Origin of the sequence: Actinacidiphila sp. DG2A-62, assembly GCF_035825295.1 — a bacterium.
GTDB lineage: Bacteria > Actinomycetota > Actinomycetes > Streptomycetales > Streptomycetaceae > Actinacidiphila.
On record NZ_JAYMGI010000002.1, the window covers coordinates 2827167 to 2842701 of the forward strand.

The 15535-nt window shown below is 73.4% G+C and carries 8 protein-coding genes and 2 pseudogenes; 5 read left to right on the forward strand and 5 right to left on the reverse strand.

The window, feature by feature from the left end:
• Nucleotides 1-5 precede the first annotated feature (5 nt).
• Entirely contained in the window at nt 6-3896 is a 3891-nt protein-coding gene (locus VSR01_RS12520) for an ABC transporter ATP-binding protein (RefSeq protein WP_326449325.1), read from the reverse strand.
• Between the two features lie 359 nt (nt 3897-4255).
• Nucleotides 4256-5215 carry an agmatinase gene (speB, locus tag VSR01_RS12525; protein WP_326449326.1) on the reverse strand — a complete coding sequence of 320 codons (960 nt, stop codon included), beginning with the start codon at nt 5213-5215 and terminating at the stop codon, nt 4256-4258.
• Nucleotides 5216-5457: 242 nt separating this feature from the next.
• Here speB and VSR01_RS12530 point away from each other — a divergent pair.
• A pseudogene (locus VSR01_RS12530) lies at nt 5458-6266 on the forward strand (phosphatase).
• An 87-nt stretch (nt 6267-6353) separates the two neighbouring features.
• Here the strand turns inward: VSR01_RS12530 and VSR01_RS12535 are convergent.
• The 3 genes from VSR01_RS12535 to VSR01_RS12545 form a co-directional block, all read right to left on the reverse strand.
• Nucleotides 6354-7217 (reverse strand): acyl-CoA thioesterase, encoded by an 864-nt coding sequence (locus VSR01_RS12535; RefSeq protein WP_326453617.1) that lies wholly within the window; start codon nt 7215-7217, stop codon nt 6354-6356.
• 119 nt (nt 7218-7336) lie between these two features.
• A complete protein-coding gene (locus VSR01_RS12540; RefSeq protein ID WP_326449327.1) occupies nt 7337-8494 on the reverse strand; it encodes an acyl-CoA dehydrogenase family protein in 1158 nt (385 codons plus the stop codon).
• Nucleotides 8495-8582: 88 nt separating this feature from the next.
• The gene (locus VSR01_RS12545) at nt 8583-9203 is read right to left on the reverse strand and encodes an SACE_7040 family transcriptional regulator (RefSeq protein ID WP_326449328.1); all 621 of its coding nucleotides are present in this window, start codon (nt 9201-9203) and stop codon (nt 8583-8585) included.
• Between the two features lie 83 nt (nt 9204-9286).
• Here VSR01_RS12545 and VSR01_RS12550 point away from each other — a divergent pair, with 83 nt between their 5' ends.
• From VSR01_RS12550 to VSR01_RS12565, 4 genes and pseudogenes are all read left to right on the forward strand, one after another.
• Complete coding sequence (locus tag VSR01_RS12550; RefSeq protein WP_326449329.1) at nt 9287-10915, forward strand: carboxyl transferase domain-containing protein; 1629 nt, start codon at nt 9287-9289, stop codon at nt 10913-10915.
• 130 nt (nt 10916-11045) lie between these two features.
• Nucleotides 11046-13126 (forward strand): annotated as a pseudogene (locus VSR01_RS12555) (acetyl/propionyl/methylcrotonyl-CoA carboxylase subunit alpha).
• Nucleotides 13127-13230: 104 nt separating this feature from the next.
• A complete protein-coding gene (locus VSR01_RS12560; RefSeq protein ID WP_326453618.1) occupies nt 13231-14280 on the forward strand; it encodes a hydroxymethylglutaryl-CoA lyase in 1050 nt (349 codons plus the stop codon).
• 2 nt (nt 14281-14282) lie between these two features.
• Complete coding sequence (locus tag VSR01_RS12565) at nt 14283-15449, forward strand: acyl-CoA dehydrogenase family protein (protein ID WP_326449330.1); 1167 nt, start codon at nt 14283-14285, stop codon at nt 15447-15449.
• Nucleotides 15450-15535: the final 86 nt, after the last annotated feature.

Sequence of the window (15535 nt, forward strand, 5' to 3'; positions counted from 1 at the left end):
CCGGGTCAGGCGGCGGCGCGGACGTCGCCGGTGAAGGTCCGCCAGAGTGCGGCGTAGTGGCCGTCACGGGCGAGGAGTGCCTCGTGGGTGCCGTCCTCCACGACGCGGCCGTGGTCGAGGACGATGACGCGGTCGGCGCGGGCCGCGGTGCTGAGGCGGTGGGCGACGACGAGGGTGGTGCGGCGGACGGCGAGGCGGTCGGCGGCCTGGTTGACGAGGGCTTCGGTGGCAAGGTCGAGTGCGGCGGTGGCCTCGTCGAGGAGCAGCACGGCGGGGTCGACGAGTTGGGCGCGGGCGAGGGCGATGAGCTGGCGCTGGCCGGCGGAGAGGTTGCGGCCGCGTTCGGCGACGTGGTGGAGGTAGCCGCCGTCGAGGGTGGCGATCATCGCGTCGGCGCCGACGGCCCGGGCGGCGGCTTCGACTTCGGCGTCGGTGGCGTCCATCCGGCCGTAGGCGATGGCGTCGCGCACGGTGCCTGGGAAGAGGTAGGGCTCCTGGGGGACCACGCCGAGGCGCTGCCGGTAGGCGGTGAGGTCGAGGTCGCGGATGTCCTGGCCGTCGACCAGGATCGCGCCGCCGGTCGGGTCGTAGTAGCGGGCGACCATCTTGACCAGGGTGGACTTGCCGGCGCCGGTCTCGCCGACGAAGGCGACGGTCTGGCCGGCGGGGATGTGCAGCGAGATGCCGGTGAGGGCTTCCGGGTTGGCCGCTTCGGGGCCGCCGTAGCGGAAGTGCACGTCGCGGAACTCGACGTCACCTTCGAGGGCGGTGACGGGTTTGGGGTCGGCTGCGGCGGGCGTGCCGGTGGTCTCCCGCAGGAGCTGGCTGATCCGGCCGAGGGAGACGCTGGCCTGCTGGTAGCCGTCGAAGACCTGGGAGAGCTGCTGGACGGGTGAGAAGAACAGGTCGATGTAGAGCAGGTAGGCGACGAGGGCTCCGGCGGTGAGGGTGCCGTCGTTGACGCGGTGGGCGCCGACGATGAGGACGAGGGCCGCGGAGGCGCTGGACAGGAGTTGGACGAACGGGAAGTAGACGGAGATGAGGAACTGCCCGCGGACGCGGGCGTCGCGGTAGGAGTCGCTGCGGCTGCGGAACCGCTCGGCGCCTTGCTGTTCGCCGCGGAAGGCTTGCACGACGCGCAGTCCCGACACGAATTCCTGCAGGTCGGCGTTGACGACGGCGATGCGTTCGCGGGCGAGTTCGTAGGCGCGGACGGATTTGCGGCGGAAGATCCAGGTGGCGGCGATGAGCGGCGGGAGGGTGGCGAAGACCAGCAGGGCCAGTTCGACGTCGATGGCGAGGAGGGCGACGAGGATGCCGGCGAAGGTGAGGACGCTGACGAGTGCGGTGACCAGGCCGGTCTGCAGGAACGTGGACAGCGCGTCGACGTCGGTGGTCATCCGGGTCATGATGCGGCCGGTCAGTTCGCGTTCGTAGAAGTCCAGGCCGAGGCGGTGCAGGTGGGCGAAGATCTTCACGCGCAGGGTGTAGAGGACGCGTTCGCCGGTGCGGCCGGTGAGCAGGGTGGAGCCCCATTCGGCGAACCACTGGGTGATGACCAGGGCGAGGCCGATCAGGGAGGCGGCCCAGACGGCGCCGAGGGCGTGGCGGCGGACTCCGGCGTCGATGCCGTGCCGGATCAGGATGGGCAGCAGGAGTCCCGCGATGGCGTCGACGGCGACCAGCAGCAGGCTGACCAGCAGGGGTGAGCGGAAGCCGCGGAGCAGGTGGCCGAGGCCGAAGTGCGGGTCGGCGGCGCGGGCGTCGTCCTCGTCGATGTCGGGGGTGTCGGTGGCGGGCGGCAGGGCGGCGACCTTGGCGAGCAGGTCGGGGGTGGCGGGCATGCCGGCGAGTGCGCCGGCCATGGCGCCGCGTCCGGGTGCCGCGGGCGGGTTGCCGGGGGCGCCTGCCGTGCCGGTGGTGTCGGCGGCGGGGTCGGTGCGGCGCTCTTGCGGCCACAGGTGCGGGGTGATGCCCGGGAGTGCCGGGGTTTCGGCTGTGCGGGGTGCTTCCCGGGTCGTGACCGCTCCCCCGGCGGTCTCGGCTCCGGGGACGGTGTCGCCGGCCGGGTCGTCGGCGCGGAGGCCGGTGTGCGCCCTGGCGCCGGCGCCGGCCGGGTCGAGTGCGACGACGTCGGCGCCGAGTGCGTCGGGGTCGGTGAGCAGGGAACGGTAGAGGGCGCTGCGCTCCTGGAGTTCCTCGTGGGTGCCGATGTCGGAGAGCCGGCCGGCGTCGAGGACGGCGATGCGGTCGGCGAGGGCGAGGGTGGAGCGGCGGTGGGCGATGAGCAGGGTGGTGCGGCCGCGCATGACCTCGCGCAGCGCGTCGAAGATCTCGGCTTCCACGCGGGCGTCGACGGCGGAGGTGGCGTCGTCCAGGAGCAGGAGCCGGGGGTCGGTGAGGATGGCTCGCGCGAGGGCGACGCGTTGGCGCTGGCCGCCGGAGAGGGTGAGTCCCTGTTCGCCGACGACGGTGTCATAGCCGTCGGGCAGGGCGGTGATGAAGTCGTGGGCCTGGGCGGCGCGGGCGGCGGCGTGGATCTCCTCGTCGGTGGCGTCCGGTCTGCCGTAGGCGAGGTTCGCCCGCACGGTGTCGGAGAACAGGAAGCTGTCCTCGGGGACCATGCCGATCGCGGAGCGCAGGGAGTCGAAGGTGAGGTCGCGTACGTCGGCGCCGCCGATTCTGACGGTGCCGGCGGTGGCGTCGTAGAAGCGGGGCAGCAGCAGGGAGACGGTGGACTTGCCGGAGCCGGAGGCGCCGACGACGGCGACGGTCTCGCCGGGGGCGACGTCGAGGGAGAAGCCGCGCAGGACCGGCCGGTCGGGGCTGTAGCCGAAGGTGACGTCGTCGAAGGAGATGGTGGCGGGCGCGTCGGCGGGCAGGGTGGCGGTGCCCTCTTCGAGGGTGGGCTCGGTGTCGATGAGTTCCAGGACGCGTTCGACGCCGGCGCGGGCCTGCTGGCCGACGGTGAGCATCATGGTGAGCATCCTCACCGGGCCGGTGAGCTGGGCGAGGTAGGTGGAGAAGGCGACGAAGGTGCCGAGGGTGATCTGGCCGCGGGCGGCCATCCAGCCGCCGAGGGCGAGCATGCCGATCTGGCCGAGGGAGGGCACCGCCTGCAGTGCGGGGGTGTAGCGGGCGCTGAGTCGGACGGTGCGCAGCCGGCCGGCGAAGAGTCTGCGGCTGACCGTCGCCAGCTTGGTCATCTCCTGCTGTTCCTGGCCGAATCCCTTGACGACGCGGACGCCGGAGACTGATCCGTCGACGATGCCGGCGACGGCCGCGGCCTGTCCCTGGGCGTACCAGGTGGCGGGGAAGAGGCGTTTGCGGGAGCGGTCGGCGATGAACCACAGGGCGGGTGCGACGGCCAGGGCGACCAGGGTGAGCAGCGGTGAGAGCACCAGCATGACGACGAGGGACATCAAGAACAGCAGCAGGTTGCCGATCATCATCGGCGTCATGAAGAGCAGGCCCTGGATCAGTTGGAGGTCGCTGGTGGCGCGGCCGACGACCTGGCCGGTGCTGAGGTCGTCCTGGCGGCGGCCGTCGAGCCGCATGATCGTGGCGAGCATCTCGTTGCGCAGGTCGTACTGCACGTCGAGGGCGAGGCGGCCGCCGTAGTAGCGGCGCATGTAGGTGAGCACGTAGACGACGAGGGCGGCGGCGACGAGGGCGACGGCCCAGGGCATGAGCGGTTTGTCGTGCTTGACGATGACGTCGTCGATGATCAGCTTGGGCACGAGGGGGACGAGGGCGGTGACGGCCATGCCGCCGAGCGAGGCGCCGAGCGCCAGCAGCACGGTGGTCTTGTAGCGCCAGCAGTAGGCGAGCAGCCGGCGGAGCCATCCGGGCTCCGTGCGGTTCTTCGTCGCCGTCCGCGGCCTCGCCGTCGTCACGCGGTCCTCCCATGGGTCGCCGGGCGCGTCTCGCGCGGTCCGTGGTCTTCGCTGCTCGTCACTGCCCGTCACGGTCAGTCGCTGTCCGTCGCTGTCCGTCGCTGTCCGTCGCTGTCCGTCGCTGTCGTACGTCACTGCCGCCTGCGGCCGCCACGCGCCGCCGTCGCGCGGTGCCGCGTCGGACAACGTGCCGGGCTGCGGTTTTCATCCTCCCGCAACATTCCAACGACCAAGGTCGCACACGAGTGCGACCTTGGTCGTAATCCTTTCGGGTGGTTTGCCGAAGGGTTTGCCGAGTGCTGGGGTGGGTCGCCGGGCGGGGCCGCGGCGCCTGGGCGGGGCTGTCCGCCGGGGTTGGTTCAGCGGGCGGCGGCGATCTGCCGGGCCATGACCGTGGTGAGTTCGTAGGCGGTGTGGGAGGCGGCGACCGCGGTGATCTCGGCGTGGTCGTAGGCGGGGGCGACCTCGACGACGTCGGCGGAGACCAGGCGGAGGTCGGCGAGGCCGCGGAGGATCTCCAGCAGTTCGCGGGAGGTGAGGCCGCCTGCCTCGGGCGTCCCGGTGCCGGGGGCATGGGCGGGGTCCAGGACGTCGATGTCGACCGAGACGTACAGCGGCCGGTCGCCGATCCGTTCGCGCAGTTGCTGGACGACCTCGTCGACGCCGCGGCGCATCACGTCGGCGGAGGTGACGATGCCGAAGCCCATCCGCGCGTCGTCGTCCAGGTCCTGCTTGCCGTAGAGGGGGCCGCGGGTGCCGACGTGGGAGAGGGCGGAGGTGTCGAGGATGCCTTCCTCGACCGCGCGGCGGAAGGGCGTGCCGTGGGTGTAGGCGGCGCCGAAGTAGGTGTCCCAGGTGTCGAGGTGGGCGTCGAAGTGGAGCAGGGCGACGGGGCCGTGGCGGCGGGCGACGGCGCGCAGCAGCGGCAGGGCGATGGTGTGGTCGCCGCCGAGGGTCATCAGGCGGGCGCCGGTGGCGAGCAGGTCGTCGGCGGCGCCTTCGACGGTCGCCACGGCCTCCTCGATGTCGAAGGGGTTGGCGGCGATGTCTCCGGCGTCGGCGACCTGGGCGAGGGCGAACGGCGAGGCGTCCTGCGCGGGGTTGTACGGGCGCAGCAGCCGGGACGCCTCGCGGACGGCGTTGCCGCCGAAGCGGGCGCCGGGGCGGTAGGAGACGCCGGAGTCGAAGGGCACGCCGACCACGGCGACGTCGGCCGTTCCCACCTCGTCCAGCCTCGGCAGCCGGGCGAAGGTGGCCGGGCCGGCGTAGCGCGGGGTGCGGGAGGAGTCGACGGGGCCGCGCGGCGCTGCGCTGCTCATTGAGGTGGCCTCTTTCTGTGTGCTTCTGCTTGCTTCTCGGTGCTTGGGTCGGCGCGGGGGACGTCGTCCCGCCGCGGGACGCGTCGGGGACGCGGGGTGCGGGCCGCCCGCCGGGACGTAACGGTATGCGGCGGTCCGAAGGCGGCGGAATGTACGTTTCCTCCAATCCGCGGCGGCCATTGTGCCTCGGCGTCGATCCCCGTCCGTCGCACGGGCGGCGTCCGGAGGGCGACAATGTGCGCATGCCATTGGATTCCGCACCGGGCGCGCCCAGCCGCCAGACCCTCGCCGCCCATCTGATACGCACCCGGATAGCCGGGGACGTCGCCACGAGCCGGGACAACAACCTGGACCACTACCGGGCGCTGGCCGAGGGCAGCCGGTACTACTGGTTCGGCCTGGACTTCGGCGACCGCTGGCAGGACCCGCGGGCGGTGCTGGGGCTGATGGCCGAGCGGTGCGGGGTGGTGGCCGACCCGGAGCACCGCCAGGGGCAGGACACGATCGATCCGCAGCTGACGGTGGACGCCTTGGAGAGGATGGCGGAGGCGCTGGCCAAGGCGGCGGAGAACCGGTCGCGGGTGCTGCTGGCGACCGGGCACCCGGCGGGGCTGTTCGCGGTGCACCAGGCGGTGGCGGACGCGCTGCGGGCGGCGGGGTGCACCATAGCGGCGCCGGCCGAGCACCTGTACGCCGACGGGGGGAGGTGCGGCAGCTGGCGGGGGTGTTCATGCTGCACCGCGGCGGCGGCCTGGTGCACACGCACTCGCCGGACCCGATGCGGGAGATCCTGGACGCCCTGGAGCGGGCCGGGGAGCCGCTGCCGGACCTGGTGGTCGCCGACCACGGCTGGGCGGGGCACGCGGGGTGGCGCGGCATCGACACGGTGGGCTTCGCCGACTGCAACGACCCGGCGCTGTTCGTCGGCGAGGCGGAGGGCTCGATCAAGGTGAGCGTCCCGCTGGACGACAACGTGGCGCCGCACTTCTACGCGCCGATGACGGCGTACCTGCTGGCCGCGGCCGGGTTGCACGGCCGCCCCTGGGGCTGAGCCGGGGCCCGGAGGGCTGGGCCGGGACCCGGAGCGCTGGGTCGGGGCCCTGGGAGCCGGGCGAGGGCTGAACGGCCCTCGGGCAGGTCAGGCGCGCGGAATCCTGACCAGGCCCTCCTGGATCACCGACACGGCCAGCCGCCCGTCGCGGGTGTAGATGCGGGCGGTCCCCAGGCCCCGGCCGCCGGAGGCGGACGGACTCTGCTGGTCGTACAGCAGCCACTCGTCCGCGCGCAGCGGCCGGTGGAACCACATGGCGTGGTCCAGGCTGGCGCCGACCACGTCGCCGACGGCCCAGCCGCCGCGTCCGTGGGCGAGCAGCACGGAGTCCAGCAGGGTCATGTCGGACACATAGGTGGCCAGGCACACGTGCAGCATGGGGTCGTCGGCGAGCCGGCCGCGGGCCCGGAACCACACCTGGGAGCGCGGTTCGCGGGCGGTCCCCGCGGTCAGGAACGGCGGGTCCTCGACGTATCGCAGGTCGACCGCGGCGCGCGCCTCCAGGAGGCGGTCGACGACGCGCGGGTCGGGGAACTTGTCGGCGTGCGCGGGGAGCAGTTCCTCGGCGCTGGGCAGCGTCTCGGGGTCGGGTGCGTACGGCATCGGCTCCTGGTGCTCCAGGCCGGCCTCGTGGACCTGGAAGGACGCCGAGAGGTGGAAGATCGGCTGGCCGTGCTGGATGGCGACGACGCGCCGGGTGGTGAAGGAGCGGCCGTCGCGGATGCGGTCGACCTCGTAGACGATGGGGGCGCCGGGGTCGCCCGGGCGCAGGAAGTACGAGTGCAGGGAGTGCGCGCCGCGCTCCGCGGGGACGGTGCGGCCGGCGGCGACCAGCGCCTGTGCGGCGACCTGCCCGCCGAAGACCCGCGGCACCACCGCCGAACGGCTGAATCCGCGGAAGATGTCCTCTTCGATGCGCTCCAGGTCCAGCAGTTCCAGCAGTTCCCGCAGCGGCTTGGGGTCCTCGGGCGCAAAGTCCCCCGGCCGCGGGCCCCGGGGCGCGGAGCCGCCGGGTGCTCGGTCTTCTGGTGCGGGGCCGCCGGGCGCGGCGGCCCCGGCCGGGCTGTCGTTCACAGCCCCATCGACTTGGCGATGATCGACTTCATCACTTCACTGGTCCCGCCGTAGATCCGGTTGACGCGGTTGTCAGCGTACAGCCGGGCGATCGGGTACTCGTTCATGTAGCCGTAGCCGCCGTGCAGCTGGAGGCAGCGGTCGATGACGCGGGCGGCGACCTCGGTGCAGAACAGCTTGGCGGAGGCGGCGTCCGCCGCGGTCAGCTCGCGGCGGTCGTGGGCGTCCAGGGCGCGGTCCACGACGGCCTGCGCGGCGTCGACCTCGGCCTTGCAGGCGGCCAGTTCGAACTTGGTGTTCTGGAAGGACGCGACGGTGCGGCCGAAGACGGTGCGCTCCTGGACGTAGTCCTGGGCGAAGCGGACGGCCGCCGCGGCCTGGGCGTAGGCGCCGAAGGCGATGGCCAGGCGCTCCTGCGGGAGGTTCTGGCCGAGGTAGGAGAAGCCCTTGCCCTCCTCGCCGAGCAGGTCCTCAACGGGGACCTTGACGTCGGAGAAGGCGAGTTCGGCGGTGTCGGACGCCTTCAGGCCGAGCTTGTCGAGCTTGCGGCCGACGCTGTAGCCCTCGGAGGTGGTGTCGACGACGAACAGGGAGATGCCGGCCCTGCGGTCCTCGGGGGTGGCGGGGGCGGTGCGGGCGCAGACGATGACGCGGTCGGCGTGGACGCCGCCGGTGATGAAGGTCTTGGCGCCGTTGAGGACGTAGTGGGTGCCGTCGGCGGAGCGCTTGGCGGTGGTCTTCATGCCGGCCAGGTCCGAGCCGGTGCCGGGCTCGGTCATGGCGATGGCGAACATCGTCTCGCCGGTGACGAAGCCGGGCAGCCAGCGCTTCTTCTGCTCGTCGGTGGCGTAGGCCGTCAGGTACGGCAGGCACAGGCCGGTGTGGACGCTGCTGCCGCCGAAGCTGACGCCGGCGCGGGCGCACTCCTCGCTGAGGACGGCCTGGAACTTGAAGCTCTGCTCGCCGGCGCCGCCGTACTCCTCGGGGACCTCGATCCCGAAGACGCCCAGCTCGCCGAGCTTGTAGTAGAAGTCGCGGGGGGCCTGTCCCGCGTGCAGCCACTCGTCGTAGACGGGTACGACCTCGGCCTCGATGAAGGCGCGTATCGTCTGGCGGAACGCCTCGTGGTCCTCGTTGAACACCGTGCGACGCACAGCGCGCCTCCCATCGGCGGATCGGCGGGGCCGGGCCGCAGGAGCCGGGCCCGGACGACGAGCGGATAATAAGCAAGCGCTCAGTAAGTTACCCGTCGGTCCAGCCGGCTGTCCAGGTCCGGCCGCTGTCGAGGGCGTCCAGCGCGCTCAGCGCCAGCCGGTGCAGCAGGGCGGCGGTGGCGGCGCGGTCCGGCGCGCGGCCGCCGCCGCCGAGGTGCGGGGTGGAGTTCAGCAGGCCGAAGACGGCGTGCACGGCAGCGCGGGCCTCGAGTTCGGTGGCGTCGGGGTAGAGCCGGCGGACGACGCCGACCCACTCCTCGACGTACTGCCGCTGGAGCTGGCGGACCAGCTTGCGGTCGGAGTCGCGCAGCCGGTCCAGCTCGCGGTCGTGCAGGGTGATCAGCGGACGGTCGTCGATGGCGAAGTCGATGTGGCCGCGGATCAGGGCGTCCAGCGCCTCGGCCGGGCCCGGCGCCTCGGCGACCCGCATCCGGCCGGCCGACAGCAACCGGTCGCTGATCCCCACCAGCAGTTCGGCCAGCATCGCGTCCTTGCCCGCGAAGTGGCGGTACAGGCCGGGGCCGCTGATGCCGACCGCGGCGCCTATCTCGTCCACGCCGACGCCGTGGAAGCCGCGTTCGGCGAAGAGCCGCGCGGCCTCCCGCAGGATCTGCTCGCGGCGGTTTTCCACAGTCCTCGTCGGGTTCATGGAATCGAGTCTAGACAATCCAGTTAGCGAGCGTTAACGTAGAACCACCACGTTAACGCTCGCTAACATCCGGGGGCCGAACCATGGCAGCACCCGCCCTGTCCAGCGCCGTAGATCCGGCGTCGCAGGCGTACCGCACCAACGCCGAGGCGCACGCCGCGCTCGGATCGGTGCTGCGCGACAAGCTCGCCGCCGCCCGGCTGGGCGGCGGCGAGAGGGCGCGCGCCCGGCACGTCTCGCGCGACAAGCTGCTGCCGCGCGACCGGGTGGACGGCCTGCTCGACCCCGGCTCGCCGTTCCTGGAGCTGGCGCCGCTGGCGGCCGACGGGATGTACGACGGACAGGCGCCCGCCGCGGGCGTGATCGCCGGGATCGGGCGGGTCTCGGGCCGCGAGGTCGTCGTGGTCGCCAACGACGCCACCGTCAAGGGCGGCACCTACTACCCGATGACGGTCAAGAAGCACCTGCGCGCGCAGGAGGTGGCCCTGGACAACCACCTGCCGTGCGTCTACCTGGTCGACTCCGGCGGCGCCTTCCTCCCCCGGCAGGACGAGGTCTTCCCCGACCGCGACCATTTCGGCCGGATCTTCTTCAACCAGGCCACCATGTCCGCGCGCGGCATCCCGCAGATCGCCGCGGTCATGGGCTCGTGCACGGCCGGCGGCGCCTATGTGCCGGCGATGAGCGACGAGGCGGTGATCGTGCGGAACCAGGGCACGATCTTCCTGGGCGGGCCGCCCCTGGTGAAGGCCGCGACCGGCGAGGTGGTCACCGCGGAGGAGTTGGGCGGCGGCGAGGTGCACGCCCGCACCTCCGGCGTCACCGACCACCTGGCGGAGGACGACGCCCACGCGCTGCGCATCGTCCGCGACATCGTCTCCACGCTGCCCGCGCGCGGGGCGCCGCCGTGGACGGTGCGCCCGGCCGAGCCGCCCGCGGTCGACCCCGCCGGGCTCTACGGAGCGGTGCCGGTGGACTCCCGCACCCCGTACGACGTGCGGGAGGTGATCGCGCGGCTGGTCGACGGCAGCAGGTTCGCGGAGTTCAAGGCCGAGTACGGCACGACGCTGGTCACCGGCTTCGCGCACGTCCAGGGCCACCCGGTCGGCATCGTGGCCAACAACGGCATCCTGTTCGCCGAGTCGGCGCTGAAGGGCGCGCACTTCATCGAGCTGTGCGACCAGCGCGGCATCCCGCTGCTGTTCCTGCAGAACATCTCGGGGTTCATGGTCGGCCGGCAGTACGAGGCCGGCGGCATCGCCAAGCACGGCGCCAAGATGGTCACCGCGGTGGCCTGCGCACGGGTGCCCAAGCTGACCGTGGTCATCGGCGGGTCCTACGGCGCGGGCAACTACTCGATGTGCGGCCGCGCCTACAGCCCCCGGTTCCTGTGGATGTGGCCGAACGCGAAGATCTCGGTGATGGGCGGCGAGCAGGCCGCCTCGGTGCTGGCCACCGTCAAGCGCGACCAGCTCGCCGCGGCCGGAGAGAAGTGGAGCGAGCAGGACGAGGAGGCGTTCAAGGCGCCGGTCCGCGAGCAGTACGAGACCCAGGGCAGCGCCTACTACGCCACCGCGAGGCTGTGGGACGACGGTGTGATCGACCCGCTGGAGACCCGGACGGTGCTGGGCCTGGCCCTCACCGCCTGCGCCAACGCCCCGCTGCCGACCCCCGACCCGAGCGCGCCCGGCTACGGCGTGTTCCGGATGTGAGGCCGAGATGACCGCCGACATGACCGCCGACACCCCCACGACCGCGGGCACGGCCGCGGGCACGGCCGCGGACTCGACCTCGGTGACGGGCACAGCCGGCCGCCGGGTCCCCGAGGGGACGGCGCCCGCGATGTTCGACACCGTGCTGGTCGCCAACCGCGGCGAGATCGCCGTCCGCGTGATGCGCACGCTGCGCGAGCTGGGGGTGCGCTCGGCCGCGGTGTTCACCGACGCAGACGCCGGAGCGCGGCACGTCGCGGAGGCCGACACCGCGGTGCGGATCGCCGACTACCTCTCCTCGGCCGAGCTGGTGCGGGCCGCCCGGGCCGCCGGCGCGCAGGCCGTGCACCCCGGCTACGGCTTCCTCGCCGAGAACGCCGCCTTCGCCCGCGCCTGCGCCGATGCGGGGCTGGTCTTCATCGGGCCGCCGGCCGACGCGGTGGAGCTGATGGGCGACAAGATCCGCGCCAAGGAGACGGTGCGGGCCGCCGGGGTGCCGGTGGTGCCCGGCAGCAGCGGCAGCGGCCTCAGCGACGCCGAACTGGCGGCCGCGGCACGGGAGATCGGCATGCCGGTGCTGCTGAAGCCGTCCGCGGGCGGCGGCGGCAAGGGCATGCGCCTGGTGCGCGACGAGGCGCTGCTGGCCGAGGAGATCGCCGCCGCCCGCCGGGAGGCCCGCGGCTCCTTCGGCGACGACACCCTCCTGGTGGAGCGGTGGATCGACCGCCCCCGGCACATCGAGATCCAGGTCCTGGCCGACGCCCACGGCACGGTGCTGCACCTCGGCGAGCGCGAGTGCTCGCTGCAGCGCCGCCACCAGAAGGTCGTCGAGGAGGCACCCTCGGTGCTGCTGGACGCCCGGACCAGGGCCGCGATGGGCGAGGCGGCGGTGCAGGCCGCCCGGTCGTGCGGCTACACGGGAGCGGGGACGGTGGAGTTCATCGTGCCGGGCGACGACCCGTCGTCGTATTACTTCATGGAGATGAACACCCGGCTCCAGGTGGAGCACCCGGTGACGGAGATGGTCACCGGACTGGACCTGGTCGCCTGGCAGTTGCGGGTGGCCGCCGGGGAGCCGCTGGACTTCGGACAGCAGGACGTGACGCTGACCGGGCACGCGGTGGAGGCCCGGATCTGCGCGGAGAGCGCCCGCCCCGCGGAGGGCCGGGTGGATTTCCTGCCCTCGGCCGGCACCGTGCTGGAACTGCGCGAGCCCGCCGGCCCGGGGTGCGGGTGGACTCCGGGCTCGCGCCCGGCACCGAGGTCGGCACGTCCTACGACCCGATGCTCGCCAAGGTCGTCGCGTACGGCCCCGACCGGGCCAACGCGCTGCGCCGACTGCGGGCCGCGCTGGCCGGCACGGTGGTGCTCGGTGTGGAGACCAACACCGGGTTCCTGCGGAGGCTGCTGGCGCACCCCGCTGTGGTGGCCGGCGACCTGGACACCGGGCTGATCGACCGGGACGCCGCCGGACTGCTGCCGGACGGCGTGCCCGACCAGGTGTACGCCGTGGCCGCGCTGCTGCGGCAGCACGCGCTGCGGCCCGCGCCCGACGCCGCGGGGTGGACCGATCCGTTCGCGGTGCCCAGCGGCTGGCGGCTGGGCGGCGAGAGTGCCTGGACCGTCCACCATCTGAAGGCCCCAGGCCGGGACCCGGTGGCCGTCCGGGTCGCCGGCGGCCGGGTGCGGATCGGCGACGCCCCGCCGTTCGAGGCCCGGCTCACCGTGGACGGGTCGCGGGCGCTGCTGGAGCACGAGGGCACGGTCACCGCGTTCGAGCACGCCGAGGACCCCGGCGGCGTCTGGCTGGGCCGTGACGGCGACAGCTGGCGCGTGCAGGTCCACGACCCCGTCGCGGCGGCCCTGCGGCTGTCGGCGGCCGGAACCGGCGGCGACGCGCTCACCGCCCCGATGCCCGGCACGGTCACGGTGGTCAAGGTCGCCAAGGGCGACGAGGTCACGGCCGGCCAAAGCCTTCTGGTGGTGGAGGCCATGAAGATGGAACACGTCATCACCGCGCCGCACGACGGGACGGTCGCCGAGATCGACGTCGCCGCGGGCGCCACGGTGGCCATGGACCAGGTGCTCGCCGTGGTGATACCGGCTGACGCCGCGGGCGCCTCCGCCGCCGTGGACGCCGCGGACGCCGACGCCGCGGGCACGGGCGCTGCCCCCGCCCCCGCTCCCGCCGACGGGAAGGACGCGTCATGACCGCCGACGACGCCGCCAGGACGCCGCAGGCCGCGCGGGACGGCGCGCGGGAGGCCGCGGGGGCGACGGACGCCGATCCCGGTCCGCTGGCCCTCGGGCTGCCCATGGCGGTGGCCGCGCCCGGCCTGCCCCCGGCCGTGCGCATCCACGAGGTCGGCGCCCGGGACGGGCTGCAGAACGAGAAGGCGACCGTGCCGACGCGGGTGAAGGCGGAGTTCGTGCACCGGCTCGCCGATGCCGGGCTGACGACGATCGAGGCGACGAGTTTCGTGCACCCCACGTGGGTGCCCCAACTGGCCGACGCCGCCGAGCTGATGCCGCTGCTGGCCGACCTCACCGAGGACGGCGGCCGCTCCCCCGGTGTGCGGCTGCCCGTGCTGGTGCCCAACGAGCGCGGCCTGGACCGGGCGCTGGAGCTGGGCGTGCGCGAGATCGCCGTCTTCGGCAGCGCCACGGAGTCCTTCGCGCGGGCCAACCTCAACCGCACGGTGGACGAGTCGCTGGCGATGTTCGAGCCGGTGGTGGCACGCGCCAGGGCCGCGGGAGCGAGCGTGCGCGGCTACCTGTCGATGTGCTTCGGCGACCCCTGGGAGGGCCCGGTGCCGATCGCGCAGGTCGCCGCCGTCGCCCGGCGGCTGTACGCCATGGGCTGCACCGAGCTGAGCCTCGGGGACACCATCGGGGTCGCCACGCCCGGCCACGTCACCGCCCTGCTCACCGCCCTCACCACGGGCGTGGACCCGGCCCCGGCGGCCGGCTCCGCGGCGGCCGCCGGCCCGAGCACCGGCCCACGCACCGGAACCGGGGGCGGAACCGGGGGCGGAACCGGGACCGCCGGCCCCATCCCTGTCGCACATCTGGCCGTGCACTTCCACGACACCTATGGGCAGGCCCTGTCCAACACCCTCGCCGCGCTCCAGCACGGCGTGACCGTCGTGGACGCCTCCGCCGGCGGCCTCGGCGGCTGCCCGTACGCCAAGAGCGCCACCGGCAACCTCGCCACCGAAGACCTCGTGTGGATGCTGCACGGCCTCGGCATCCGTACCGGGGTCGACCTCGACCGCCTCAGCGCCACAAGCGTCTGGATGGCGGAGCAGCTGGGACGGCCCAGCCCGTCCCGTACCGTCCGCGCCCTGACCCACCAGGAGCAGTAGCCATGTCGATCGACCACCGCCTCTCCGAGGAGCACGAGCAGCTGCGCGCGACCGTCGCGGAGTTCGCCCACGACGTGATCGCCCCGAAGATCGGCGACTTCTACGAGCGGGAGGAGTTCCCGTACGAGATCGTGCGGGAGATGGGCCGGATGGGCCTGTTCGGGCTGCCGTTCCCCGAGGAGTACGGCGGCATGGGCGGCGACTACCTGGCGCTGGGCCTGGCGCTGGAGGAGCTGGCCCGGGTGGACTCCTCGGTGGCGATCACCCTGGAGGCCGGGGTGTCGCTGGGCGCGATGCCGGTGTTCCGGTTCGGCACCGAGGAGCAGAAGAAGACCTGGCTGCCGAAGCTGTGCTCCGGGGAGATGCTGGGCGCGTTCGGGCTGACCGAGCCGGACGGCGGCTCGGACGCCGGGGGCACCCGTACCACCGCCCGGCTCGACGAGACCACCGGCGAGTGGGTGATCAACGGCACCAAGTGCTTCATCACCAACTCCGGCACGGACATCACCGGCCTGGTCACCGTGACCGCCGTGACCGGCCGCAAGCCGGACGGCCGGCCGCGGATCTCCTCGATCATCGTGCCGTCGGGCACCCCCGGGTTCACGGTGTCGAAGAAGTACAGCAAGGTCGGCTGGAACGCCTCGGACACCCGCGAGCTGTCCTTCACCGACTGCCGGGTCCCGGCGGCGAACCTGCTGGGCGAGGAGGGCCGCGGGTACGCCCAGTTCCTGCGCATCCTGGACGAGGGCCGGATCGCGATCTCGGCGCTGGCCACCGGACTGGCCCAGGGCTGTGTGGACGAGTCGCTGGCGTACGCGCGGCAGCGCGAGGCGTTCGGACGGCCGATCGGCGCCAACCAGGCGATCCAGTTCAAGATCGCCGACATGGAGATGCGGGCCTACACCGCGCGGCTGGCCTGGCGGGACGCGGCGTCGCGGCTGGTGCGCGGCGAGCCGTTCAAGAAGGAGGCGGCGCTCGCCAAGCTCTACTCCTCCGAGATCGCGGTGACCAACGCCCGCGAGGCCACCCAGGTGCACGGCGGCTACGGCTTCATGAACGAGTACCCGGTGGCCCGGATGTGGCGCGACGCGAAGATCCTGGAGATCGGCGAGGGCACGAGCGAGGTGCAGCGGATGCTGATCGCGCGGGAGCTGGGCATGACCGGCTGAGCACCCGCACCGCCGCCGCGCCGCCCCGCCGCCGCGCCGTCCCGCCGCCCCGGCGCTCCCCGGCCGCTCCGCGCGCCTGTCCGACG